Annotated in this window: 25 protein-coding genes and 1 pseudogene; 20 read left to right on the top strand and 6 right to left on the bottom strand. The window is 71.6% G+C overall.

Annotated elements, in window-relative coordinates; genetic code table 11:
* Positions 1–115: 115 nt before the first annotated feature.
* Entirely contained in the window at positions 116–385 is a 270-nt protein-coding gene (locus M6G65_RS11810) for a hypothetical protein (protein WP_238197112.1), read from the bottom strand.
* Positions 386–473: 88 nt separating this feature from the next.
* On the opposite strand from M6G65_RS11810, the gene M6G65_RS11805 reads away from it, so the two are divergent.
* The 11 genes and pseudogenes from M6G65_RS11805 to M6G65_RS11755 all read left to right on the top strand — a co-directional run bounded on the left by M6G65_RS11805 (position 474) and on the right by M6G65_RS11755 (position 10,623).
* Positions 474–647: a ribosome modulation factor gene (locus M6G65_RS11805; RefSeq protein WP_238197111.1), complete on the top strand. Its 174-nt coding sequence runs from the start codon at positions 474–476 to the stop codon at positions 645–647.
* A gap of 107 nt (positions 648–754) precedes the next feature.
* Positions 755–1,945, top strand: a complete 1,191-nt coding sequence (gene metC, locus M6G65_RS11800; RefSeq protein WP_238197110.1) for a cystathionine beta-lyase — start codon at positions 755–757, stop codon at positions 1,943–1,945.
* The gene (locus M6G65_RS11795) at positions 1,942–3,375 is read left to right on the top strand and encodes an MmgE/PrpD family protein (protein WP_238197109.1); all 1,434 of its coding nucleotides are present in this window, start codon (positions 1,942–1,944) and stop codon (positions 3,373–3,375) included. Before metC ends, M6G65_RS11795 begins: the two co-directional genes overlap by 4 nt.
* Positions 3,376–3,438: 63 nt before the next feature.
* Positions 3,439–5,172: an ArnT family glycosyltransferase gene (locus M6G65_RS11790; RefSeq protein WP_250103957.1), complete on the top strand. Its 1,734-nt coding sequence runs from the start codon at positions 3,439–3,441 to the stop codon at positions 5,170–5,172.
* Positions 5,169–5,936, top strand: a complete 768-nt coding sequence (locus tag M6G65_RS11785; protein WP_238197107.1) for a glycosyltransferase — start codon at positions 5,169–5,171, stop codon at positions 5,934–5,936. The genes M6G65_RS11790 and M6G65_RS11785 overlap by 4 nt, the downstream gene beginning before the upstream one ends.
* Positions 5,930–6,262, top strand: a complete 333-nt coding sequence (locus M6G65_RS11780) for a lipid-A-disaccharide synthase N-terminal domain-containing protein (protein WP_192710524.1) — start codon at positions 5,930–5,932, stop codon at positions 6,260–6,262. Before M6G65_RS11785 ends, M6G65_RS11780 begins: the two co-directional genes overlap by 7 nt.
* Positions 6,259–6,861 (top strand): pyridoxamine 5'-phosphate oxidase family protein, encoded by a 603-nt coding sequence (locus tag M6G65_RS11775; RefSeq protein WP_238197106.1) that lies wholly within the window; start codon positions 6,259–6,261, stop codon positions 6,859–6,861. Before M6G65_RS11780 ends, M6G65_RS11775 begins: the two co-directional genes overlap by 4 nt.
* A gap of 143 nt (positions 6,862–7,004) precedes the next feature.
* Positions 7,005–7,901 (top strand): EamA family transporter RarD, encoded by an 897-nt coding sequence (gene rarD, locus M6G65_RS11770; protein WP_238197105.1) that lies wholly within the window; start codon positions 7,005–7,007, stop codon positions 7,899–7,901.
* A gap of 52 nt (positions 7,902–7,953) precedes the next feature.
* Positions 7,954–8,820 (top strand): annotated as a pseudogene (locus M6G65_RS11765) (PAS domain-containing protein); the annotation flags it as partial.
* Between the two features lie 130 nt (positions 8,821–8,950).
* On the top strand, positions 8,951–10,345 hold the full coding sequence (locus M6G65_RS11760) for a NepR family anti-sigma factor (protein ID WP_250103956.1): 1,395 nt from the start codon (positions 8,951–8,953) through the stop codon (positions 10,343–10,345).
* Entirely contained in the window at positions 10,342–10,623 is a 282-nt protein-coding gene (locus M6G65_RS11755; RefSeq protein WP_238197103.1) for a hypothetical protein, read from the top strand. Before M6G65_RS11760 ends, M6G65_RS11755 begins: the two co-directional genes overlap by 4 nt.
* Before the next feature lie 148 nt (positions 10,624–10,771).
* Here M6G65_RS11755 and M6G65_RS11750 read toward each other — a convergent pair whose 3' ends face one another.
* Complete coding sequence (locus M6G65_RS11750; protein ID WP_238197102.1) at positions 10,772–11,797, bottom strand: P1 family peptidase; 1,026 nt, start codon at positions 11,795–11,797, stop codon at positions 10,772–10,774.
* 109 nt (positions 11,798–11,906) lie between these two features.
* Here M6G65_RS11750 and M6G65_RS11745 point away from each other — a divergent pair, with 109 nt between their 5' ends.
* A complete protein-coding gene (locus M6G65_RS11745) occupies positions 11,907–12,776 on the top strand; it encodes an NAD(P)-dependent oxidoreductase (RefSeq protein ID WP_238197101.1) in 870 nt (289 codons plus the stop codon).
* A 97-nt stretch (positions 12,777–12,873) separates the two neighbouring features.
* Complete coding sequence (locus M6G65_RS11740) at positions 12,874–14,592, top strand: methyl-accepting chemotaxis protein (RefSeq protein WP_238197100.1); 1,719 nt, start codon at positions 12,874–12,876, stop codon at positions 14,590–14,592.
* A gap of 13 nt (positions 14,593–14,605) precedes the next feature.
* Here M6G65_RS11740 and M6G65_RS11735 read toward each other — a convergent pair whose 3' ends face one another.
* On the bottom strand, positions 14,606–15,469 hold the full coding sequence (locus M6G65_RS11735) for a S49 family peptidase (protein ID WP_238197099.1): 864 nt from the start codon (positions 15,467–15,469) through the stop codon (positions 14,606–14,608).
* A gap of 244 nt (positions 15,470–15,713) precedes the next feature.
* Between M6G65_RS11735 and M6G65_RS11730 the strand changes: the two genes are divergently transcribed.
* The 6 genes from M6G65_RS11730 (at position 15,714) to M6G65_RS11705 (ending at position 21,188) form a co-directional block, all read left to right on the top strand.
* Positions 15,714–16,061 carry a hypothetical protein gene (locus tag M6G65_RS11730; RefSeq protein ID WP_238197098.1) on the top strand — a complete coding sequence of 116 codons (348 nt, stop codon included), beginning with the start codon at positions 15,714–15,716 and terminating at the stop codon, positions 16,059–16,061.
* Between the two features lie 213 nt (positions 16,062–16,274).
* Complete coding sequence (gyrA, locus tag M6G65_RS11725) at positions 16,275–19,007, top strand: DNA gyrase subunit A (protein WP_250104237.1); 2,733 nt, start codon at positions 16,275–16,277, stop codon at positions 19,005–19,007.
* Between the two features lie 71 nt (positions 19,008–19,078).
* Complete coding sequence (gene coaD, locus M6G65_RS11720) at positions 19,079–19,582, top strand: pantetheine-phosphate adenylyltransferase (RefSeq protein WP_238197097.1); 504 nt, start codon at positions 19,079–19,081, stop codon at positions 19,580–19,582.
* A gap of 15 nt (positions 19,583–19,597) precedes the next feature.
* Positions 19,598–20,146, top strand: a complete 549-nt coding sequence (locus M6G65_RS11715) for a peptidylprolyl isomerase (protein WP_238197096.1) — start codon at positions 19,598–19,600, stop codon at positions 20,144–20,146.
* Positions 20,147–20,153: 7 nt separating this feature from the next.
* A complete protein-coding gene (locus tag M6G65_RS11710; protein WP_238197095.1) occupies positions 20,154–20,651 on the top strand; it encodes a hypothetical protein in 498 nt (165 codons plus the stop codon).
* A gap of 78 nt (positions 20,652–20,729) precedes the next feature.
* Positions 20,730–21,188, top strand: a complete 459-nt coding sequence (locus M6G65_RS11705; RefSeq protein ID WP_091715579.1) for a peptidylprolyl isomerase — start codon at positions 20,730–20,732, stop codon at positions 21,186–21,188.
* A gap of 151 nt (positions 21,189–21,339) precedes the next feature.
* Here M6G65_RS11705 and mobA read toward each other — a convergent pair whose 3' ends face one another.
* The 3 genes from mobA to M6G65_RS11690 form a co-directional block, all read right to left on the bottom strand.
* Positions 21,340–21,888, bottom strand: coding sequence for a molybdenum cofactor guanylyltransferase MobA (mobA, locus tag M6G65_RS11700; RefSeq protein WP_238197131.1), 549 nt, complete (start codon positions 21,886–21,888; stop codon positions 21,340–21,342).
* Between the two features lie 67 nt (positions 21,889–21,955).
* A complete protein-coding gene (gene apbC / locus M6G65_RS11695; RefSeq protein ID WP_250103955.1) occupies positions 21,956–23,104 on the bottom strand; it encodes an iron-sulfur cluster carrier protein ApbC in 1,149 nt (382 codons plus the stop codon).
* A gap of 136 nt (positions 23,105–23,240) precedes the next feature.
* Positions 23,241–23,522: a hypothetical protein gene (locus M6G65_RS11690; RefSeq protein ID WP_238197093.1), complete on the bottom strand. Its 282-nt coding sequence runs from the start codon at positions 23,520–23,522 to the stop codon at positions 23,241–23,243.
* 129 nt (positions 23,523–23,651) lie between these two features.
* Here M6G65_RS11690 and M6G65_RS11685 point away from each other — a divergent pair, with 129 nt between their 5' ends.
* Positions 23,652–24,155, top strand: coding sequence for a pyridoxamine 5'-phosphate oxidase family protein (locus tag M6G65_RS11685; RefSeq protein WP_024830124.1), 504 nt, complete (start codon positions 23,652–23,654; stop codon positions 24,153–24,155).
* Positions 24,156–24,402 lie beyond the last annotated feature (247 nt).

Here is a 24,402-nt window from a genome sequence, read left to right as displayed (position 1 = left end):
CGAAGGACGGCGCCAGGGATCGCAGCACTGACCGGAGGACTCCTTCGAGGCCTCCGCGACGCTCCGGCACCTCAGGATGAGGTCCCGGATGGGATGAGCGCGATCCTGTGAGTCCTCAGCGGCCCGGCAGGATCGGGTCGCCGCGCATCAGCGCGTGGAGCCGCTCGGTGTCGAAGCCGTTCGGAATGCTGGGCAGCGGCGCCTTCGGTGCGGGCGCGGCCTTCGCGGGGGCCGGGAGCGACCCGGTTGCGGACGGCTCGGCCTGAGCGGCGCGGACCACCGGCGCCGGCGCCAGATGCGCGAGCCGGTCGGCGCTGACGAGAGCGACGGTCGCCGTCGAGATGAGGACGAGGACGGCGCCGAGGAGGGAACGCAGGATACGCACGCGACGACCCGGAAGGCGACTTGAGACGGCAACAGATTAGCGGCGCGGCCGTTAACGAAGCCCCACTCCAAGTCTTCGGGAGGCGATATTGACCAACGCCCAGGCCACCGCGAGCGACAGCCCGTTCATCCAGGGTCGTAATGCCCGCCTCTACGGCAAGCCCGTCAGCGAATGCCCCTATCCGGAAGGCTCCCAGGAGCGCACCGCCTGGATGGAGGCTTACGATGAAGCCGTGAATTCGGATTCGCCCGAGAAGCCCTGATCGTGGGACAGGCCTCGCTCCGAGACCGCGGATCGGGGCATCCGGCTTGACCTCGCCGGGTGGGCGGCGCTTCGTGCGCCGCAGCGCAACGCGATCCGCGAGACCCGATGTCCCTGAAGCCTTCGCCCGACGCCCAGCAGACCTTCGCGCCCGCGACGCGCCTCGTCCATGCGGGCCGGGATCCGGGTGAGCAGCACGGCTTCGTCAACACGCCGATCTATCGCGGCTCCACGGTCCTCTATCCGACCTACGACGCCATCAAGCACCGGCGCGGGCGCTACAATTACGGCACCTCGGCCACGCCCACCATGGACGCGCTGACGAGCGCCTGGACGGAGCTCGCCGGCGCCGCCGGGACGGTGGTGACGCCCTCCGGCCTCGCGGCGCTCACCGTGGCGCTGATGGCCGCGGTCTCGGCGGGCGACCACCTCCTCGTCACCGATTCCGCCTACCGGCCGACCCGCCAATTCTGCGACGGCGTGCTGGCCCGCTACGGCGTCGCGGTCACCTACTATGACCCGACCATCGGCGCCGGCATCGCCGAGCTGATGCGGCCGAACACCCGGGCCGTGCTGGTCGAGGCTCCCGGCTCGCAGAGCTTCGAGATGCAGGACATCCCGGCCATCGCCGCGGTCGCGCACGCCAACGATGCCTGTGTGATCATGGACAACACCTGGGCGACGCCGCTGCTGTTCCCGCCGCACGAGCGGGGGGTCGACATCGCCGTGGAGGCCGGGACCAAGTACCTGAGCGGCGGCTCGGACCTGCTGATCGGCCTGACCTCGGCCAATGCCCGGTACTTCCCGGCGGTGCGTCGGACCTTCGACCATTTCGCCATGTGCGCCGGCGCGGAGGACATCTTCCTGGCTCTGCGCGGCATGCGCACCATGGCGTTGCGGCTGCGCGAGCACGGCCGCGCCGGGCTCGAGATGGCCCAGTGGCTCCAGGCCCGGCCGGAGGTGCTGCGCGTTCTCCATCCCGGCCTGCCGGAGGATCCCGGCCACGCGATCTGGAAGCGCGACTTCTCCGGCGCTTCCGGTCTGTTCGGCGTGATCCTCAAGCCGGTGCCCGAGGCGGCGGTCGCCGCCATGCTGGATGGCCTGCAGCTCTTCGGGATGGGCTTCTCCTGGGGCGGCTTCGAGAGCCTCGTGATCCCGTTCGACTGCGCCGGCTACCGCACCGCCACGCAATGGTCGCCGGGCGGACCGGCCCTGCGCTTCCACATCGGCCTCGAGGACACGGCCGACCTCAAGGCCGATCTCGACGCCGGCTTCGCCCGCCTGCGGGCCGCTTCGTGACCGCGCCGAGCCGGCGCCGTCTCATCCAGGGCGCGGGTGCCCTCGCCCTCGCCGGGACCCTGCCGGCCGCGGCCGCCGACGCGGACGTCACGGGCCGGCTCGCCCGCTACATGGCCTCAGCCGGGGCACAGACGCTGCCTCCTGAGGTGCTGACCGCCTGCAAGCACCGCGTCCTCGACACCCTGGCCGCCATGGTCTCCGGCGCGCGGATGCGGCCGGGGGAGATGGCGCTCACCTACGTGCGGGGCCTGGGCGGCACCGAGCAAGCCGGCGTCGTGGCCTCCGGTTTCCGGACCACCACTGTCAACGCCGCGCTCGCCAACGCCATGTTCGCCCATGCCGACGAGACCGACGACTTCGAGCCGGTCACCAAGGCCCATCCCGGCTGCGCCACCGTGCCGGCGGCCCTGGCCATGGCCGAGTTGCACGGCAATTCCGGCGCGGAGTTCATCCGCGCCGTGGCGCTGGGCTACGATCTCTGCTGCCGCCTGCTCCTGGCCCTCGGACCGGACCACGTGCGCGGCACCCACCGCAGCGCCGAGGGCACGAGCGCGACCTTCGGGGCGCTCGGGGCCGCCGCGGCGCTCGCCCGCCTCGACGAGCAGGGCATGCGCTTCGCGCTGTCCTACGCCGCCCAGCAGGTCTCCGGCCTGTGGAGCTGGGTGCGCGACAAGGACCACGTGGAGAAGGCCTTCGACTTCGCCGGCATGGGCGCGCGCAACGGCGTCACGGCGGTCGGCATGGTTGAGGCGGGGCTCACCGGCGTCGCCGACGTGCTCGACGGCCGGCACAACCTGCTGAATGCGCTCTCGACCGCGCCGAAGCCGGACCTGATGCTCGACGGTCTCGGCAGCCGCTTCTTCGTCACCGAGACGGCGATCAAGACCTTCTCGGTGGGCTACCCGATCCAGTCGCCCCTCGACGCCACCCTGACGCTCCGCAAGCAGTACGGGCTGACGCCGGAGGCCGTGCGGCACATCCTGGTCAAGGTCCCCACCGACGCCGTCGGCATCGTCGGATCGAGCGCCATGCCGGATGTGAGCTGCCAGCACCTCGTGGCGCTGGCGCTCGTGAAGGGCGCGGTCTCCTTCGCCGACAGCCACGATGCCGGCCTGATGCACGATCCCGCGATCGCGGCCGAACGGGCCAAGGTCGAGCTGGTGGGCGACGCCGCGCTGATGGATCCCGCCGCCCCGCGCGGCGCCGTCGTGACGATGACCCTCGCGGACGGCCGGATTGTCGAGCATCACACCCGGCATCCGCCCGGCACGAAGGAAAATCCGCTGAGCACCGAGGCGGTGAACGCCAAGGCGCGGGACCTGATGGCGCCGGTGCTCGGACCGGACGCCACCGAGCGCCTGATCGCGCGCATCAACACCCTGGAATCGGTCGCCGACATGCGCGAGCTGCGCCCGCTCCTCACCGCCTGACGCATGGCCTTCGCACCGTCGCGGATTTGACCTGCCCGCTCGATCCTGATTGACCGGCCCGACATGACCACGAGCCTCTCCGCCGGCGGAACGCCGCGCCTCGCCGCTGCCGATCGGATCGGCCGGGGGCTCGACGCGCTGAGCGTCGGCCACGGCCGGGCGATGGCCGCCCTCCTGGCGCTCTGCCTCCTCCTGTTCCTGCCCGGCCAGATCTCGCTGCAGCCGATGGACCGGGACGAGCCGCGCTTCGCCCAGGCCTCCAAGCAGATGCTGGAGACCGGCGACCTCGCCGACATCCGCTTCCAGGGCGAGGCGCGGCACAAGAAGCCGGTGGGGATCTACTGGGCGCAGGCCGCCGCCGTCGCGGCCGGCGAGGCGCTGGGCGTCCCGCACGCCCGCACGCAGATCGCCCTCTACCGCATCCCGTCGCTGATCGGCGCCATCGCCTCGGTGCTGCTGGCCTACTGGGCGGCCCTGGCCTTCCTGCCGCGCCGCGCCGCGCTGCTCGCCGCCGCCCTCTACGGCGCCTGCCTGATGCTCTCGGCCGAGGCGCATCTCGCCAAGACCGACGCGCTGCTCGCCGCCTGCGCCACCGCGAGCCTCGGCGCGCTGGCCCGGACCTGGCTGGCCTTCCGCGATGGTCGGCCTCCGACGGGCTCGGTCTTCGCGGCCTTCTGGCTGGGTCTGGCGCTCGGGATCCTGGTCAAGGGTCCGATGGTGCCGCTGTTCGTCGTCCTGCCGGCCCTGATCCTGTCGGTGATGGCACGCTCCGGACGCTGGCTCCTGGCCCTTCGGCCGCTCCCGGGCCTCGCCCTGACCCTCCTTCTGGTCGCGCCCTGGTTCGCCGCCATCGCGTGGAAGAGCGGCGGCGCCTTCTACGCCGAGGCGGTCGGGCACGACATGCTGGGCAAGGTCGGCGCCGGCGCCGAGCGGCACTGGGGGCCGCCGGGCGCCTACGCGCTCGCCTTCTTCGCGACCTTCTGGCCCGGCGCCGCCTTCGCGGCCATGAGCCTGCCCTTCGCGTGGCGGGCACGGCGCGAACCCGGCGTGGCCTTCCTGATCGCCGCGGTGCTGCCGGCGTGGCTGATCTTCGAGGCGGTGCCGACGAAGCTGCCCCATTACGTCCTGCCGCTGATGCCGTGGCTCGCGATTCTCACCGTCCTGGCGATGACGCGGGGGGCGCTCGATCCCCGCCTGCGCGGCGCGCGCCTGACCGCTCTGCTGGTGCCGGCCATCCCGGTGGCGCTCACGCTCGGCCTCTGCCTCGCCGGCTGGCGCCTGGATGCCCACACGATCCCGTGGCCGGCGCTGCCGCTGCTCGCCGCCGCCTGCGGCGTCGCGGCCCTCGCCTGGATGGCGTTCGCCCGGGGGCCTGTGGCGGGCGCCGCCGAGCGGGCCCTGGTGCTCGGCGTCCTGGCCTCCTGCCTGCTCGGGCCGGCGGTGCTGGGCGTGGCCCAGCGCGCGCTGCCCGCCCTCAAGGTCTCGCCCCGGCTCGCTTCCCTCCGCGACCGGATGCCCTGCGCGGATCCGCAGGTGGCGAGCCTCGGCTACCGGGAGCCGAGCCTCGTGTTCCTCGTCGGCACCGGCCTCGCCCTGCCGCCGGACGGCGCCGCCGCGCGGCAATTCCTGGAAGCGGGCGGCTGCCGGCTGCTGTTCGTGGAGGCTCGCGACCGGGATGATTTCAACGCGGCCTGGCCGGTCGGACGCGGCGTGCCCGCGCCGCTGGCCGAGATCGAGGGCTTCAATCTGAATACCGGCCGGCGGGTCTTCGTCACGGCCTACGCGGTGGCCCCGTGAGCGGCGCCCCGGTCCTCAGCGTGGTCGTGCCGGTGAAGAACGAGGCCGGCAACATCACGCCCCTCGTAGCCGAGATCGAGGCCGCCTGCGCGGGCCTCGCCTTCGAGCTGATCTACGTCGATGACGGCTCCACCGACGGCACGCCGGCCGCCCTCGCGGCCGCCCGTGCCGGCCGGCCCTGGCTGCGGGTGCTGCGCCATGCCCGCAGCGGCGGCCAGTCGGCCGCGGTGCGCAGCGGCGTCCTGGCGGCCCGGGGCGCGATCATCGCCACCCTCGACGGCGACGGCCAGAACGATCCTGCCTTCATCCCCGCCCTCCTGTCGGCCCTGGAGACGGCCGGTCCCGGTGCCGGTCTCGCGCAAGGGCAGCGGCGCGGGCGCAAGGACGGACGCTTCAAGATGCTGCAGTCGCGGATCGCCAACGGCGTGCGCGGGCGGATCCTGAAGGACGCCACCCGCGACACCGGCTGCGGCCTCAAGGTCTTCCGGCGTGGGGTCTATCTCCGCCTGCCGTATTTCGACGCCCTCCACCGCTTCATGCCGGCGCTCGTCGTCCGCGAAGGCTTCGCGGTGGTCCACCGCGACGTGATCGACCGCCCGCGGCTCACCGGCACGTCGAATTACGGGCTGTTCGACCGTCTCTGGGTGGGGCTTCTCGATCTCGCCGGCGTCTGGTGGCTGATCCGGCGCAAGCGCGCCGATCCGCAGCCTCAGGAGATCACGAGCCCGGTGCCCGCGCCGGCAGACCAGGATGTCGGATGCTGATCCAGCTCGCCCACGATCTGCCGGCCTATTTCTACGACGTCTTCGTCACGCGGCTCGATTTCTGGCTGGTCTTCGGCATCGTCGCCCAGCTGGTGTTCGGCTCGCGCTTCATCCTGCAGTGGATCGCCAGCGAGCGCGCGGGGCGGAGCGTCATGCCGCTCTCGTTCTGGTTCCTGTCGATCCTCGGCGGGATGATGACCCTGGTCTACGGCTTCGTGCGGCGCGAGCCGGTGATCATCATCGGCCAGGGCCTCTCGACCGGGATCTACCTGCGCAACCTCGCGCTGATCTTCCGCGAGCGGCGGCGGAAGCGGAGCGGCGCATGACCCGCGCGCCGCTGCCCGGCTTCTACGACGATCTGGACGCCACGTTCCGCGAAGCGTGGCGCCTGCTCGCCGACGGGGCCGAGCAGGGCCGGAGCGGGTTCCACCTGCCGACCCTGGCGACGCGCGGCACGGACGGCGGCCCGCGGGCCCGGACCGTGGTGTTGCGCGCGGCCGACGGCGCGGCCGGCAGCCTCCGGTTCCACTGCGACCGCCGCTCCGACAAGGCCGCGGAGATCCTGGCGCACCCGGCCTGCGCGCTCGCCGCCTACGACGCCGCCGCGAAGGTCCAGATCCGCGTCGAGGGTCGCGCCACGCTCCACACCGACGATCCCGTGGCGGAGGCGGCCTGGGCCCAGTCCCGGGCGATGAGCCGGGTCTGCTACGGCGCCGAGCCGGCGCCGGGAACCGTTCTGCCCGAGGGGGGTGCCTACAGCTTGCCGGACGAGGCCGCGGCCCCAACGCTGGGGCGTCCGCATTTCGCCGCCGTGCTGGTCCGGGCCGAGCGCCTGGACTTCCTCTACCTCGATCGCCGCGGTCACCGGCGGGCCGCGTGGCGGCGGGCGGAACCCGGATGGTCCGGCGCATGGATCGCGCCCTGATCGTGGGTTTGGCGCCGCGGCCGCGCAGCCGCCGCCTTGACTTCGGGGATGGCAGCCTTGCGTCGCTCCCTCTGACGCGCACCGTGCTCCCGGGCTAAAGCCTCCTCGCCCGGCCGCCCATCCGGGTCGACCGGGAGGAACCCGTGGGCCTCGTCTACGCGCTCGCCGCCTACCTGAGCTGGGGCCTCCTGGTCCCGGTGCATTTCCGGTTGCTCGGGGCCTACAGCCCGAACCACATCCTGGCCGAGCGTATCGTCTGGTCGAGCCTGTTCGCGGGCGCGCTGGCGCTGATCCTCGCGGCCCGGCACCGCCTGAACCTGCCGCGGCCGCTGCGCCGGCGCCACGCCCTGTTGCTGCTCTCGGCGGCGATGATCGCGGTGAACTGGCTGCTCTACCTCTACGCGATCAGCGGCGGCCACCTGCTCGATGCGAGCCTGGGCTACTACATCAACCCGCTGGTCAGCGTCGCGCTCGGGCGGGTCGTGCTCGGCGAGCGCCTCAGGCCGATGCAGGCGGCGGCCGTCGGCGTCGCGGCCGCAGGTGTGGCGATCGCGGTGGGCTGGGCCGGCGAGCTGCCGCTGTTGTCGCTCTCCCTGGCGGTGACCTTCGCGCTCTACGGGCTCGCGCGGAAGGTCGCCGCGGTCGACGCCCTCGTGGGCTTCCTGGCCGAGACGCTGCTGCTCCTGCCCGGGGCGATCCTCTGGCTCGTCCTGACCGCCGAGCCGTTTCTCCCCGCGGAGCCGACGAGCCGGGCACTGCTGATGCTGACGGGCCTCACCACAGCCCTGCCGCTGATCTGGTTCGCCGCCGCGGCGGTCCGCCTGAAGCTCACGACCCTCGGCCTGTTGCAATACGTGGCGCCGACCTGCCTGCTCGGCCTGAGCGTGCTGGCCTACGGCGAGCGCGTCGAGCCGCACCGGGCCCTGATGCTCGCGCTGATCTGGGTCGCGCTCGCCCTTTACACCGTCGACGCCCTGCGCCTCCGGCGCAGCCAGGAGACCGCCCCGGCCCGGTCGGATCCCGACGCGATGCGTGTATAAGGCATACCGATATAAGCCGCCGCGGGGCGGATGACAGGACAGCGCGTGGCCGATGAGCGAGACTGAGGGCGGCGCGCAGGCCGTCACGGATACCGATTACCGGAACCTCGCCGATGCGCTGCCGCAGCTCGCCTGGATCGCCGAGGCCGACGGCACCATCATCTGGTACAATCAGCGCTGGTACGACTACACGGGCACGACGCTGGAGGAGATGCGCGGCTGGGGCTGGCGCACCGTCCATCACCCCGACCACGTGGCGGCCGTGACCGAGCGCTACCAGGCGGCGATCGCGCTGGGCCGGTCCTGGGAGGACACCTTCCCGCTGCGCGGCCGTGACGGGTCCTATCACTGGTTCCTCTCGAAGGCGCTGCCGCACCACGACGCGTCGGGACGGATCCTGCGCTGGTACGGCACCAACACCGACATCACCGGCCGCCGCACCGTCGAGGAGCGCCTGCGCCATTCCGAGCAGCGGTTCCGGGCGCTGGTGGACGCCTCGGCGGCGGTGATCTGGAACACCAACGCGGCCGGCGAGCTGATGCCGCCCCAGGTCCGGTGGAGCACCTATACCGGCCAGACCGAGGAGGCCTACCAGGGCTGGGGCTGGCTCGACGCGGTCCATCCCGACGACCAGGGTCACGCCGCCGACGCCTGGGCCGCCTGCGTGGAGGCGCGCCAGACCTACGAGGTCGAGTACCGCCTGCGCCGCCACGACGGCGCGTGGCGCGCGATGGAGGTGCGCGGCGTGCCGGTTCTCGCCGAGGACGGCAGCCTGCGCGAATGGGTCGGCACCTGCGTCGACGTCACCGAGCGGAAGGAGGCCGAGGAGGCGGTGGAGCGCGCCCGGCAGGCCGCCGAGGCGGCCAACCGCGCCAAGAGCCAGTTCATCGCCAACATGAGCCACGAGCTGCGCACGCCGCTCTCGGCGGTGATCGGCTATTCCGAGATGCTCGGCGAGGAGCTGGAGGATATCGGCCAGTGCCGCGCTCCTGCCGGACCTGCGGAAGATCGAGGCGGCGGCGCGCCACCTCCTGTCGCTGATCAACGACGTGCTGGACATCTCGAAGATCGAGGCCGGCCGCATGACCGCCTCGGCCGAGACCTTCACGGTGGCGGACCTGCTCCGGGACGTGTCCGATTCCACCGGCTCCCTGGTGGAGAAGAAGGGCAACCGCTTCGTCCTCGACGCGGGGGCCGGGGCGGGCGCCGCGCTCGGGTCCATGCACCAGGACCAGACCAAGATCCGCCAGTGCCTCCTGAACCTCATCGGCAATGCCGCCAAGTTCACCGAGACCGGGACGATCACCCTGGCGGTGCGCCGGCACCGGGAGGAGGCCGCGGACTGGCTGTCCTTCGCGGTCACCGACACCGGCATCGGCATGAGCGAGGAGCAGATCGGGCGCCTGTTCGAACGCTTCGTCCAGGCGGACGATTCGACCACGCGCCAGTTCGGCGGCACCGGCCTCGGGCTCGCCATCACCCGCGCCTTCTGCCAGACGATGGGCGGCGACATCAGCGTCACCAGCACGCCGGGCGCGGGCGCGACCTTCACGATCCGCCTGCCCGCCATGCTCCGACCCGAGGACGCGGCGCCGACCGAAGCCGAACCGCACACGCCGGTCGAGCCGCACGAGCAGCACGAGACGGTGCTGCTGGTCGACGACGACCCGGCCGCCCGCGAGCTGCTCCAGCGTTTCCTGGAGCGCGAGGGTTTCCACGTGCGCAGCGCCAATGACGGCCGCGCCGGCCTGACGCTCGCCCGGGCGCTCCGGCCGCGGGCGATCCTGCTCGATGTCGAGATGCCGCGCATGGACGGCTGGGCGGTGCTGCACGCGGTGCGCAACGACCCCGACCTCGCCGGGACGCCGGTGATCATGACCTCGGTCGTGGCCGAGCAGGGGCTCGGCCAGGCGCTCGGCGCCACCGACTACTTCGTCAAGCCGATCGACTGGGACAGGCTCAAGGGTCTGATGGAGCGCTACCGGCCGGAGGCGCCCGGCGAGGCCCGCATCCTCGTGGTCGACGACGACGCGGACGCCCGCGAGCGCCTGCGCCGGTCCCTGGGCCGCGAGGGCTGGACCGTCGACGAGGCGGAGAACGGCCGGATCGCCCTGGAGCGCGTCAGCCGTGCACGGCCGAGCCTGATCCTCCTCGACCTGATGATGCCCGAGATGGACGGGTTCGGCTTCCTGCGGGCCCTGCGGTCGCGGCCCGACGGCGACGTGCCCGTGGTGGTGCTCACCGCCAAGGAGATCACCAGGGCCGAGAAGGAGAGCCTGAACGTCCAGGCCGACCGGGTGATCGCCAAGGGCTCCATGAGCCTCGCGGAGATCGGCCGGCAACTGCGGGTGCTCTACGCGCGTTCGGCGAGCGAGCCGGTGCCGGGGCGCCTCCAGGGCCTGATCGACCAGCTGGCGGAGCAGGATGCGGGGGACAGACCATGAGCGATGACGGCATCGACGCGGACAAGGCGGCGGCACTCCGCCTGCGAGCCCGGCTGGCGGTGGTGGAACGGGCGGCGTGGTTCGGCATCGTCCATGCCATGCGGACGCGGCCGGCCGAGACCGAGGCCTACATCACCTCGGAGCGGGCGCGGTGCACGGAGGGGTTCGGCAGCGGCGCCTGGGCCAAGGACCTCACCGACGCCGAGCGGAAGATGCTCGCCGACGAGGTGGATTCCGGGCTGGCGCAGCTGCTGGAGGATGCGCGCGGGGAGGTGTGAGGCGCCGTCCTCCATGACCCCTTCGGTCATCACGCGCGCAGCGAAGTGACCCAGGGCCAAGCGACATCAGCCGTCGTGGGGCCGCCTGGATTGCTTCGCTCCGCTCGCAAGGACGGCGTTCAACCCGAAATGGGATGAGCGCGCACCGCTACGCATCACCGAACAGATCGCCCCAAGCCGGCGGCAGGCCGGTCCAGGATAACGACGGCGCGACCGCATGCCCCGGCAAGCTCGTCGCTGAGAACACGCCGCGCGCCACGGCCCGGGCCAGCACCCGCGCGGCGGCATCGCCCAGACGCGCCATCCCGACCACCGGGTCGGCCAGCGGCACGGCGCCGGTGGCGACGGCGAAGACCAGATCGCCGTCCAGCGGCGTGTGCGCCGGCACGAGCGCGCGGGCCAGCCCGTCCTGCGCCGCCACCGCGAGGCGCCGGCACTGCGCCTTGGTCAGCGCCGCGTCGGTCGCCACCACGGCGAGGGTCGTGGCGGCGCCCGGGAGCGCGCGCGCGGGGAAGGCGAGGGCCTCAGGGGGCACCCGGGCCGGAGAGCCCAGACCGCCGAACTCGTCGGCCTCCTCGAAGGGCGCCGCCCAGAAATGCGGCCCGTCACCGATCGTCGCGTTGCCGAAGGCGTTCACGGCGGCGAGCGCGCCGACCCGGAAACCCGTGCCTGCGACGCGGGCGGACGCCGACCCGATCCCGCCCTTGAGCCTGCCGGTGCGGGCGCCGGTCCCGGCCCCCACGGAGCCCAGGGCGAAATCCTCGGCCGCGGCCGCTGCGGCCTGGAAGCCCAGCTCGCGATAGGGCGGGTAGCGGCCCCAATCCTTGTCGCCGCCGTTCAGGAGGTCGAACAGGATCGCCCCGGGGACGATCGGAACCCGCATGGTGCCGACCGGGAAGCCGCGCCCGGTCTCGGCGAGCCATGCCGTTACCCCGGACGCCGCGTCGAGCCCGAAGGCCGAGCCGCCGGAGAGGACGAGGGCGTCGATCCGCTCCACGGTGCGCTCGGGATCGAGCAGATCGGTCTCGCGGGTGCCGGGCCCGCCGCCGCGCACATCGACGGAGGCGACCACGGGCGCATCGAACACGAGGGCGGTGACGCCGCTGGCGACCGCCACGTCGCTCGCGTGGCCGACCCGCAGGCCGGGAATGTCGGTGATGCGGTTGCGCAGCATACGCCGACTCTGCCACGCCGCGGGAGCGCCGCAAATCCGGCGCCGCCGTTGACCCCCGGCGCGGGTTTCCCAGGTTGGCGAGCGACACATCAGCGTCGAGGAGCACGGCATGGACGTCGGATTTATCGGAATGGGGCGGATGGGCCGGGCGATGGCCGCAAGCCTGGCGCGGGCGGGCCACACGGTCCGAGCCTGGAACCGGACGCCGGAGGGCGCCCGCGGGATCGACGGGGTCACCCCGGTGGCGAGCGCCGCGGAGGCTTTCGCCGGAGAGGCGGTGATCACGATGCTGGCCGACGATGCGGCGCTGGAGGCCGTGATCGTCGCCGGCGGCCTGCTCGACCGGGCCGAGCGCCCGGGTCTGCATATCGGCATGAGCACGGTCTCGGTGGCCCTGGCCCGGCAGCTCACCGCCGTGCACGGGCGGGCGGGCGTCCCCTACATCTCCGCCCCGGTCTTCGGACGGCCGGACGTGGCGGAAGCCGGCAAGCTCAATATCGTGGCGGCGGGCGAGGCGGCCCTCCTCGACCGGGCGGCGCCCTTGCTGGACGCCATGGGCGCCAAGACCTGGCGCTTCGGCGCGGAACCCGTCCGGGCCAATGCCGTGAAGCTCGCCGGCAACTTCATGCTGATCTCGGCCATCGAGGCGATGGCCGAGGCCTGCGCCCTCACGCAGGGCCACGGCGTCGCCGGCGCCGATTTCCTCGACCTGATGACCAACACCCTGTTCGCATCGCCGGTCTACAAGGGCTACGGCGCCTCGATCGCCCAGAACCGCTACGAACCGCCGGGCTTCGGCCTCAAGCTCGGCGCCAAGGACGTGCGGCTGGCTCTCCAGGCCGGGGAGGGCGCGGGCGTGCCGCTGCCGTTCGCCAGCGTTCTGCGCGACAACCTGATCGAGGCGATCAGCCACGGCGACGGCGAGAAGGATCTCTCCGCCCTGGCCCGCGTCTCTGCGCGACGTGCAGGGCAGAGTTGAGGATGGACGCCAACCGTCGCGTTCTCGGCGAAGATTAACACTCCTTTTAACCTCACGAAACAGTGTCCGTGTGAGCTATAAGCACGGATACAAGTAGATGCGCAGATATTCCTACTCGCTACGCAAGGCGACCCTGTCCACGAAGGTCATCATGCTGGCGATGCTCGCGGTGACACTCACCGCGGGCGCCATCTGGATTACCGTGTCGCGCCAGACATGGTCGCAGATGGAGGAGCGGCAGCACAGCAACGGCGAGCGCAACCTGCGAACTCTGGCCCTCGTCCTGGCTGCGCGTGTCGAGGGCGCAAAGGCCGACCTCGCCGGCACCCGCGTCGTCAAGGTTGCGACGCCGAGCCTGTCGGGCTTCGCCGATACCGGCGTGGTGGACGACGCCGTCGCCTATTCCGGCGGCTTGGCCACGGTGTTCAGCTACGAGCCTGCCACCGACAGCTTCGTGCGGCGTCAGACCACCGTGCGCCGGGACGACGGCGCGCGCGCGGTCGGCACGGCGCTCGCCGCCGACAGCCCGGCGCAGGCCGCCGTGCGCGCCGGTCAGACCTACGAAGGGCCGGCGGTGCTGTTCGGGCGGCGCTACTACACGGTCTATCATCCGACGGTCGACGCCGCCGGAAAGGTCAACGGCATCCTGTTCGTCGGGCTGCCGATCGAGATGTATTTCGACGCCCATGCCCGGACGATGACGAGCCTCAGCGTCGCCGCCCTGATCATCGCGGTGCTGGCCTGCGCCCTCGTCGGGCTGGCGGCCGCGCGCCTGTTCCGGCCCTTCTCGGCGATCTCGACCCGGATCGAGGCTCTGGCGGCCGGCGACCTCGAATCCCCGATTCCCCATGCGAGCCGCGGCGATGAGATCGGCACGGTGGCCCGCGCCCTGGAGGTGCTGCGCACCGCCGGCCTGCGGACACGGGAACTGGAAGGCCTGCAGAGTGCGGGCGCGGCCGACGAGACGCGGCGGCGGGCCGCCCTCGACCGCGCCATCGCGGCATTCCGCGGGCAGGTGGTCGTTCTGAAGGGCGCCCTGACCGCCAGCACCGGCGCGATGCGCGACCGGGCCGGCGAGATGGCGGCCAGTTCCGCAGAGGCGGAGGTTGCCGTCGCCGAGACCGAGCGCGGCTCCCACGAGACTTCGGCCAGCGTCCAGACCGTGGCGAGCGCCGCCGAGGAACTCTCTGCCTCGATCGGCGAGATCGGCACCCAGCTCGACCAGGCCGAGGCTCTGGTCGCCACGGCCGCCGCGGAGTCGGACGCCATGAACACCGAGATCGGCGAGCTTGCCGAGGCCGCAGGGCGCATCGGCGACGTGGTCGGGCTCATCCGCCAGATCGCCGAGCAGACCAACCTGCTGGCGCTCAACGCCACCATCGAGTCGGCGCGGGCCGGCGCGGCCGGCAAGGGCTTCGCCGTGGTGGCCTCGGAGGTGAAGGCGCTGGCCGCGCAGACCGCGCGGGCGACCGAGGAGATCAGCGGGCAGATCGCCGGCGTGCAGACCTCGACGACTTCGGCCGTGGCGGCGATCGGCCGGATGGGCGAGCGGATGCGGGCGGTCAGCGCCACCACGGGCGGCATCGCCGCGGCGGTCTCGGCGCAGGGCGCGGCCACCGCCGAGATCTCCCGCAACGTCGCCGAGACGGCCGGGGCCACCGAGGCCATCGCCAGCGGGCTGACCACAGTGGCCGGCGCCGCCCGGCGCTCGGCGCGCATGGCCGCCACCGTCACCGAAGCGGCTCAGACCGTGGACAGCGTGGCGGCCGACCTGGAAGGCGAGATCGAGCGCTTCCTGGGGCAGGTCGCGGCCTGAGCCCTCAGGCCTCTCAGAGCCCGAAGCGGGCGAAGGCCGCACGCTCCTCGAGGGCGGCCATCGCCCCCTCCGCGAGCCCGCTCCCGATGCCGCCCGGGGCACCGCCGCGGCGCAGCAGGCGGGACAGGAAGCCGCCGCGCGCCTCGGCCACGAGGCGCAGATCGACCTTGTCGCCGTAGCGCGCCCGCATCGCGGTGCGCACGTCGCCGAGGGCATCGACCAGGCCGAGACCGAGCGCCTGCCGCCCGGTCCAGACCGCGCCGGTGAACAGGTTCTCGGTCTGCGACAGGGTCGGGCGGCGGGCCGTGACCAGGCTCGTGAACAGGTCCTGGACGTCGGCCTGGATGCGCTTCAGACGCTCCACGTCAGTCGGATCCTCGGGGCGGAACGGGTCGAGCATCGACTTCGCCTCGCCCTGCGTGTGCACCCGGCGCTCGACGCCGAGCTTCTCGAGCAGGCCGTGGAAGCCGAACCCCGCCGAGACGACCCCGATCGAGCCGACGATCGAGGTCGGGTCGGCGACGATCTCGTCGGCCGCGCAGGCGATCATGTAGCCGCCGGAGGCGGCGACATCCTCCACGAAGGCGATGACCGGCAGCCGTTTCTCGTCGGCCAGCGCCCGGATGCGGCGGTGGATCAGGTGCGACTGCGCCGGCGAGCCGCCGGGCGAGTTGATCACGATCGCCACCGCCTTGGCCCCGGGCATCCCGAAGGCCCGCTCCAGGCTGCCGGCCACGCCTCCGATCGAGAGCCCCGGGCGGATCGGCGAGACCGCTCCGATCGTCCCGGACAGGCGGACCACGGCGACCCGCGGGCGTCGATCCCGGAAGCGGCGCGGCAGGAAGGCACGGAGTGTGTCGGGAAACGCGAGCGGCATGGGGATCGGACACAGACTCGTCGGAGGGCCCGGCCGGAAGCGGCACGGTGCGGCCTTCCGAAACTGGGCCTTCCGCCGCCGCACGCAAGGGCGACACGTGGGCCGGGCCGGGCAGGGCCGGCCATCTGCGCAGTCACGACGGATCGAACCGTTTGCCGACCTTGGCGGTTTCTGGCGACGGCGCGAGCCTCGTGCCGGCCCGGACCCGCTGGACTCGGCCGGGCGCTCACATGGGAGAGAAACGATGCGACCCTGGCCTATCCTGGTCCTTCTCGCCGCGCTGCTCGGCGGCTTGGCGAGCGCGCCGGCCCGCGCGGCGCCCCTGCCGGTCCCGGCGACCGCCGAGGCCGCAGCACCCGCCCCGGTCATCCAGCAGGCCCGCTGGCACTACCGTCGCCACTGGCACCGCCGCCATCATTGGCACCGTCACTGGCATCACCGCCGCCACTGGCACCATCGCCATCACTGGCGCCGGCACCATTGGCATCGCCATTACGGCTACCGCCGCCACTACGGACACCGCCATCACGGCTACCGTCACCACGCGTTCCGCGGCCGCGCCGTGGGTCATCGCCACCTCACGTTCTACTGAGCAGACTGCCCCGCATCCCGGCCCGATCCGGCCGGGACGCGGCCCTGCCGGCGCACCTGTCGGCGACCGCGCTACGACCTTGCGGCCGGCCTCGGAAAACCTTATTTAACCGTCTGATATCACTGCTCTTCCGAGAGGCCGTTCCGGCGCATCGTGCGCCACCCGGGAGCGGTCGTGAGCACCGCCCGTCCGGGCCTCAGAACGGAAATCGACTTGGCCGAGAACGATCCGACTGGCGCAGCCCCGCCCGCCAGCGACATCCGCCCCGTCTCCATCACCGACGAGATGCGCCGCTCCTACCTCGATTACGCGATGAGCGTGATCGTGAGCCGGGCGCTTCCCGACGCCCGGGACGGCCTCAAGCCGGTGCACCGGCGCATCCTCTACTCCGCCTTCGAATCCGGGCACCTGCCCGAGCGGAAATACGTCAAGTCGGCGCGCATCGTCGGCGACGTGATCGGTCTGTACCACCCGCACGGCGACCAATCGATCTACGACGCCCTCGTGCGGATGGCGCAGGACTTCTCCATGCGCCTGATGCTCATCGACGGGCAGGGCAATTTCGGCTCGGTGGACGGCGATCCGCCGGCCGCCATGCGCTACACCGAATCGCGGCTGGCCAAGCCCGCGACCGCGCTGCTGACCGACATCGACAAGAACACCGTCGATTTCCAGCCGAACTACGACGAGTCGCGCGAGGAGCCGACCGTCCTGCCGGCCCGGTTCCCGAACCTGCTGGTCAACGGCGCCGGCGGCATCGCGGTCGGCATGGCGACCAACATCCCGCCGCACAATCTGGGCGAGCTGATCGACGCCTGCGTGGCGCTGATCGACGAGCCGGGGCTGACCATCGAGCAGCTCACCGAGATCGTGCCCGGCCCGGACTTCCCGACCGGCGGCATGATCCTCGGCCGCGCCGGCACGCGCCAAGCCTACGCCACCGGCCGCGGCTCCGTGATCATGCGCGCCAAGTCGCATGTCGAGGAGCTGCGCAAGGAGCGCGAGGCGCTGATCTTCACCGAGATCCCCTATCAGGTGAACAAGGCGACGCTGGTCGAGAAGATCGCCGAGCTGGTGAAGGAGAAGCGGGTCGAGGGCATCTCGGACCTGCGCGACGAATCCGACCGCTCCGGCATGCGCATCGTCGCCGAGATCAAGCGCGACGCCATGGCGGACGTGGTGCTGAACCAGCTCTACCGGTTCACGCCGCTGCAATCCTCCTTCGGCTGCAACATGGTGGCGCTGAACGGCGGCCGCCCCGAGCTGATGAACCTGAAGGACCTGCTCCAGGCCTTCGCCGACTTCCGCGAGGAGGTCGTCTCCCGGCGGACCAAGTTCCTCCTCGGCAAGGCCCGCGAGCGCGCCCACGTGTTGTGCGGCCTCGCCATCGCGGTCGCCAACATCGACGAGGTGATCCGGCTGATCCGGACCTCGCCGGACCCGAACTCGGCGCGCGAAGCCCTGATGGCCCGCGACTGGCCGGCCCACGACATCGCGCCGCTCATCGCCCTGGTGGACGACCCGCGCCACCGCGTCGCCGAGGACGGCACCTATCGTCTGTCCGAGACCCAGGCCCGCGCCATCCTCGACCTGCGCCTGCAGCGCCTCACGGCTCTCGGCCGCGACGAGGTCGGGGACGAGCTGAAGACGCTGGCCGACGAGATCGCCGACTACCTCGACATCCTGCGCTCGCGCGCCCGCATCCAGGGCATCGTCAAGGGCGAGCTCGCCGAGGTCCGGGAACAGTTCGCCACGCCGCGCCGGACCGAGATCGCCGACTTCGACGGCAGCGTCGAGGACGAGGACCTGATCGCCCGCGAGGACATGGTGGTGACCGTGTCGCACGCCGGCTACGTCAAGCGCGTGCCGCTCTCGACCTACCGGGCCCAGCGTCGCGGCGGCAAGGGCCGCTCCGGCATGGCGACCCGCGACGAGGATTTCGTCACCCGCCTGTTCGTGGCCAACACCCACACGCCGGTGCTGTTCTTCTCCAGCCAGGGCCAGGCCTACAAGGAGAAGGTCTGGCGCCTGCCGATGGCCGCCCCGAACGCCCGCGGCAAGGCGCTGGTCAATATCCTGCAATTGCAGGATACCTCCGAGCGCATCACCACGATCATGCCGCTGCCCGAGGACGAGTCATCCTGGGAGACGCTCGACGTGATGTTCGCGACCGCCAGCGGCAATGTCCGGCGCAACAAGCTGTCCGACTTCACCACGGTGAACCGCAACGGCAAGATCGCCATGAAGCTCGATCCGGGCGACCACATCGTCCATGTCGAGATCTGCCGTCCGGACCAGAACGTCCTGCTCACCACCGCTCTGGGTCAGTGCATCCGCTTCCCCGTCGAGGACGTGCGCGTCTTCAAGGGCCGCGACTCCACCGGCGTGCGCGGCATCCTGCTCGGAAAGGACGACAAGGTCATCTCGATGACCATCCTCAACGCCTTCGACGCCACCGCGGAGGAGCGGGCCGGCTACCTGAAGATGCGGCGCGCCGTGACCGGCGAGGCCGAGGAGAACGGCGACGCGGAGGCCGAGGACGGCGCCGAGGCGGCGGCGATCTCGCTGGACCGCTACAACGAGATGGGGGCGGCCGAGCAGTACGTCCTCACCCTGTCGGAGCGGGGCTTCGGCAAGCGCTCCTCGTCGTTCGAGTACCGGACATCGGGACGCGGCGGAAAGGGCATCACGGCGATGCGGGTCAACGCCCGCAACGGCAGCCTGATCGCGTCCTTCCCGGTGGAGGCCTCGGACCAGATCATGCTGGTCACGAATGGCGGCCAGCTGATCCGCGTGCCGGTGGACGACATCCGCATCGTCGGCCGCGCCTCGCAGGGCGTGACGGTGTTCAACACCGCCAAGGACGAGAAGGTCGTCTCGGTGGAGCACATCGAGGGTGAGGACGAGGGTGCCGAAGCCGGCCCGGAGGGCGGCGAGGAGGCGTGAGACGCGTGCCGGACGGGGCGGCTACGGCCTGAGGTTCCGTCCGGCGCGAAAATGCTCTAGGTCGGGCCTCAATGACCCGCACCGCCCTCTATGCCGGCTCGTTCGATCCGGTCACGAACGGCCATCTCGACGTGATCCGCCAAGCCTGCCGGCTGGTGGATCGCCTCGTGATCGCCATCGGTGTGCATCCCGGCAAGGCGCCGCTGTTCTCCGCCGAGGAGCGCGCCGCCCTGCTCACCGAGACCTGCGGGCCGGTGGCGCAGGCCGAAGGCGCGGCGCTGGAGATCGTCACGTTCAACGATCTCGCCGTCTCGGCTGCCCGGCGCTGCGGCGCCGCGATCTTCATTCGCGGCCTGCGGGACGGTACGGATCTCGATTACGAGATGCAGCTCGCCGGCATGAACGGCGCCATGGCGCCCGAGGTGCAGACCGTGTTCCTGCCCGCCTCGACGCAGGCCCGCCCGATCACCGCGACGCTGGTGCGTCAGATCGCCGGCATGGGGGGCGACGTCTCGCCCTTCGTGCCCGCCGCCGTGGCCGCGCGCCTCCGGCAGCGCTTCGCCGCCCATTCCTGACTTGGAAGGACCCAGATGAACCGACGCCACGCCCTCCTCGCGCTCGCCCTCACGCTCGGCACGGCCCAAACGGCCTGGGCTGCCGATGCCAACACGGTCTATCTCCAGACCAAGGACGGGCGGATCACCATCGAGCTGCGGCCCGACCTGGCGCCCAAGCACGTCAAGCAGATCAAGACGCTGGTCTCCCAGGGCTTCTACAACGGCCTGAAGTTCCACCGCGTCATCGACGGCTTCATGGCCCAGACCGGAGACCCGAAGGGCAACGGCACCGGCGGCTCCAGCCTGCCGAACATCCCGGCGGAGTTCTCGCAATCGGCCCAGTTCCGCCGCGGCACCGTGGGCATGGCCCGCTCGCAGGATCCGAACTCGGCGAATTCCCAGTTTTTCATCTGCCTCGCCGACGCACCGAACCTGAACGGTCAGTACACGATCGTCGGCAACGTCACCGACGGGCTCGACGTCCTCGACAAGATCAAGAAGGCCGCGCCCGGCGCGCCCGGCGGCACGGTCCAGGACCCCGACAAGATCGTCAGCATGACGCTCGCCGAGAAGGCCAAGTAGCGGCCGCATGCCGGGCCGGCGCGCCGCCTCGATCCTGCTGCTGAGCCTGATCCCGGCGGCCGCGGCGGCCTATGACGGCAGCCCGTTCTACGGCTACGCCATCGAGCCCGGCGGCGCTTATCCGTTGAGCCTGCCGCAGACCCTGCGGGCGACGATCGCGGTGCCGGTCCCCCGGATGGCAACCAAGCCCGCCGACACCCTGGCCGAGCTCTATCCGGCGCTCGCCGCCTGCTGGCAGGCGCCCGCGGGTCTCGGGGCGCCGAGCGCGGGGTCGGACGACATCGAGATCACCCTCAGGCTGTCGCTGCGCCGCGATGGCAGCCTGATCGGGCCGCCGCGCGTCACCTACGCGGCGGGCGTCTCCGGGCCGCAGCGGACCACCCTGGTCCGCGGGACCCTCGACGCCCTGGCGCGCTGCACCCCGGCCCACATCACGCCGGGCCTGGGCCGGGCGATCGCGGGCCGGCCGGTGGCGCTCCGCTTCGTCTACCGCCCGCCGGCCTGAACGCCGGCGACCCCGTCACGGGCGCTGGCCGGATCCGGCGTGCGCCGATACAGTTCCCTCAACCGGAAGGACAGACCTATGGCTGACAACGAAACCATCGTGCTGGAGACCACCAAGGGCCGCGTCGTGATCGCGCTGCGCCCCGACCTGGCGCCGGGCCATGTCGAGCGGATCAAGACCCTCGCCGCCCAGGGCTTCTATGACGGCGTGCCGTTTCACCGGGTGATCGACGGCTTCATGGCCCAGACGGGCGACCCGACCGGCACCGGCTCGGGCGGCTCGGACCTGCCGGACCTCAAGGCCGAGTTCAACGCCGAGCCGCACGTGCGCGGCACCTGCTCGATGGCGCGGACGAACTTCCCGCACTCGGCGAACTCGCAGTTCTTCATTTGCTTCGACGACGCCCGCTTCCTCGACAAGCAGTACACGGTGTGGGGCAAGGTCGTGGAAGGCATGGACGTGGTCGACACGATCAACAAGGGCGAGCCGCCGCGCTCGCCGGACAAGATCGTGAAGGCGACCGTCGCGGAAGCCTGAACTCGGATTAAGCCTGACGTCTGAAGCCATCTCTCGATGGCTTCGGCTCCGCCGTCCTTGCGAGCGGAGTGAAGCAATCCAGTCAGCACGACGCCCTCAGTCGCGCTGCCCTGGGTCACTTCGCTTCGCTCATGATGACGGCGGAACCGCATCACCCTCGGTCCAGGGCTTCCGCCGCCGCCAGATCCGCCGGCGTGTTGACGTTAAGGAACGGATCCACCGGCTCCGCCGGCCAGGACGCCACGGCCGCTCCGTGGCGCGCGATGAACGCGCCGACCCGCCGCTCGCCCCTTTCGAGATAGTCCCGAAGCGCATCGCGCAGCGCCGTCGGCCAGAGCGCGATCGTGTAGTGCTGCCGCGCCCCTGAGGCCGCGAGGGCGATACCGGCCTCTGATCCCGCAGCCTCAAGCCGCGCCACCAGATCGCCCGGCAGGAACGGCGCGTCGCCCGACACGCTCACGACCCGCGCGACACCCTGCGCGGCGGCGTGCTCCAGCCCGGCGAGGATGCCGGCCAGCGGCCCCGGCTGCCCCGGCAGCGGATCCGGCAGGACCGGTCCGGGGAACCCAGAAAACCGCGCCGGGTCGCCGTTGGCGCTGAGCGCCAGTCCCGCCCCGCATTGCGGCCCCAGCCGCTCGACCACCCGTTCCAGCAGGGTCCGCCCGCCGAGCCGCAGCAGCGGCTTGTCGCCGCCGCCCATCCGCCGCGCCTGCCCGCCGGCCAGGATCAGGCCCAGGACTGGCGGAGGAACAGGCGGCGCCACGGCCTCACTCGAAGACGATCTTCGGCGCCGTCCGCCCGGCCGGCGCGCCGGACAGGTTCGCCCAGAGCTGGGCGGCGATGTCCCGATAGACCTTGGCGTGCGGCCCATCCGGATCGGTCGCGACCACCGGCCGGCCCGCATCCGAGGTCTCGCGGATGGTCATGTTCAGCGGCACCTCGCCGAGGAACGGCACGCCGAGCCGCTGCGCCTCGTTCCGCGCACCGCCATGCCCGAAGATGTGCGAGGCGTGGCCGCAATTCGGGCAGACGAAGGTCGCCATGTTCTCGATCACGCCGAGGATCGGCACCGCAACCTTCTTGAACATGGTCACACCGCGCCGCGCGTCGATCAGCGCGAGGTCCTGCGGGGTCGAGACGATCACGGCGCCGGACAGCGGCGTCGCCTGCGCCATGGTGAGCTGCGCGTCGCCGGTGCCGGGCGGCATGTCGACCAAAAGCACGTCGAGCTCGCCCCAGAGCACGTCGCGCAGCATCTGGGTGATCGCCGACTGAACCATCGGGCCGCGCCAGATCATGGCGGTCTCGGGCTCGATCAGGAAGCCGATCGACATGACCTTGAGCCCGTAGCCGACCATCGGCTCCATGGCCTTGTTGTCGGCGACGTTGGGCTTGCCCGAGAGGCCGAACAGCTTCGGAACGGACGGGCCGTAGATGTCGGCGTCGAGAAGGCCGACCTTCAGCCCCTGCGCCTGAAGCGCCAGGGCGAGGTTGCAGGCGGTGGTGGACTTGCCGACGCCGCCCTTGCCGGAGGCGACCGCCACGATGTGGCGCACGCCCGCGATCTGCGGGCCCTGGTTCGGCGGCGCGCCGGGCCGGGGCGGCGCCACCGGCGGCGGCGTCACGGGCCGCGGGGCGGCACTGCTCTGGGCCGGGTGGCTCTGGTTCCGCTCCGACGTGAGGCTCGCGAACACGCCCGAGACGCCCGGCATCTGCAGGACGCGCCCCTCCGCCTGCCGCCGCACCGGCTCGAACCGCTCGGCCTCGCTGGGATCGACCAGGATCGAGAACATCACCCGGTTGTTCGGATCGACCACGACCTGGGAGAGCCGGCCCGAGCCGGGCAGGGTGGTGCCGGCGGCATCGACCGTGATGCCGGCGAGCGCCTTCAGCACGTCGTCGCGGGTGATCGCCAAGATGTCCTCCAGCGGGGCAAGCAGGTATGCCAGTGCATGTAACCGAGCGGGCCGAGAACACCAGACCCCGGGCCCGCAATCGGCGTCGCCACCGGCGGCCTGCGTCCCCGTGGCCGTCCCGGCCGAGCGGTTCGCGTCAGTGCGGGCGGGCGATGAGGTTGCATTCCTCCATGGGTCCGCGCACCACGGTCCCGTCGCCGCGCCGGTAGACCCCGTGGCGAAGGCGCCGGCAGCCGAGCGGGCCGCGCAGGCGCTTCACGCGCTCGATATGGACGCTGCCGTAGCGCCGGTTCGAGAAGTCGTGGCCGCCGATGCGCACGCCCGGGCCGAAGCGCACCTCGGCGGCGGCCGGCCGCACGCAGAGGCCGAGGGCGACCAGCGCCGCCGCTGCGCGGCTCAGCACCCGAGCCCGATTCATCCGAACCTCCGTCCTCGCGCGGACAAGCTGAACCAACGGGAGACTGATCCGTTGTCGGGGCAGCCTTCGGCCGGGGGCCCTCTCCGGGGGCCCCGCCGAGACCGAAACGACGCGTAGGAGACCATTTTCATGCATCAGGGCAACCACCGCGACCACGAGGGCGCGAAGAAGCTGTTCGAGCTCATCAAGGACGTGAAGATCGCCATGATGACCACCGTCGACTCCGACGGCACGCTCAACAGCCGCCCGATGTGGAACAACGACGCCGACGAGAACGGCGACCTGTGGTTCTTCACCAAGCTGCACTCGCCAAAGACGGCCGAGATCAGCAAGGACAACCAGATCAATCTCGCCTATTCCGACCCGTCGAGCCAGAACTACGTCTCGGTGGCCGGCAAGGCCGAGATCGTCCGCGACCAGTCGATCATCGACGCGAAGTGGAATGAGAGCCTGAAGACCTGGTTCCCGAACGGCAAGGACGATCCGGAGGTGGCGCTGATCCGCGTCCACCCGGAGAAGGGCGAGTACTGGGACAGCCCGAACAGCACGATGCTCCACCTCTACGGCTACGTGAAGGCCTCGCTCACTGGCGAGAGCCCGAAGACCGAGACCAAGAAGGTCGACCTCGCCTGAGCGTCCGAGGCTGACGCACGGGGATCCCGGAGAAGGTTTTCCGGTCTCTGACGTCGGATCACTGAGCGCATGCTCTTGATCCGACGTCGTTGAATGTCAGCCCCGTCATTCCGGGACTGCGGAACAGGGCCCGGAATCCAGAACCGCACCGCGTGCTAAATTGGGCGCTGTCGGCGGCTCTGGATTGCCCGCCTCCCGGCGTGCCCCTCCGGGTCCGGGCACGCCTGCGGCGCCCCGGAATGACGGC

The sequence above is a fragment of the Methylobacterium tardum genome (assembly GCF_023546765.1).
In the GTDB taxonomy this organism is placed as follows: domain Bacteria; phylum Pseudomonadota; class Alphaproteobacteria; order Rhizobiales; family Beijerinckiaceae; genus Methylobacterium; species Methylobacterium tardum.
The sequence above is the reverse complement of the archived record's forward strand: the minus strand, read 5'-3'. Positions and strand labels throughout refer to the sequence as shown.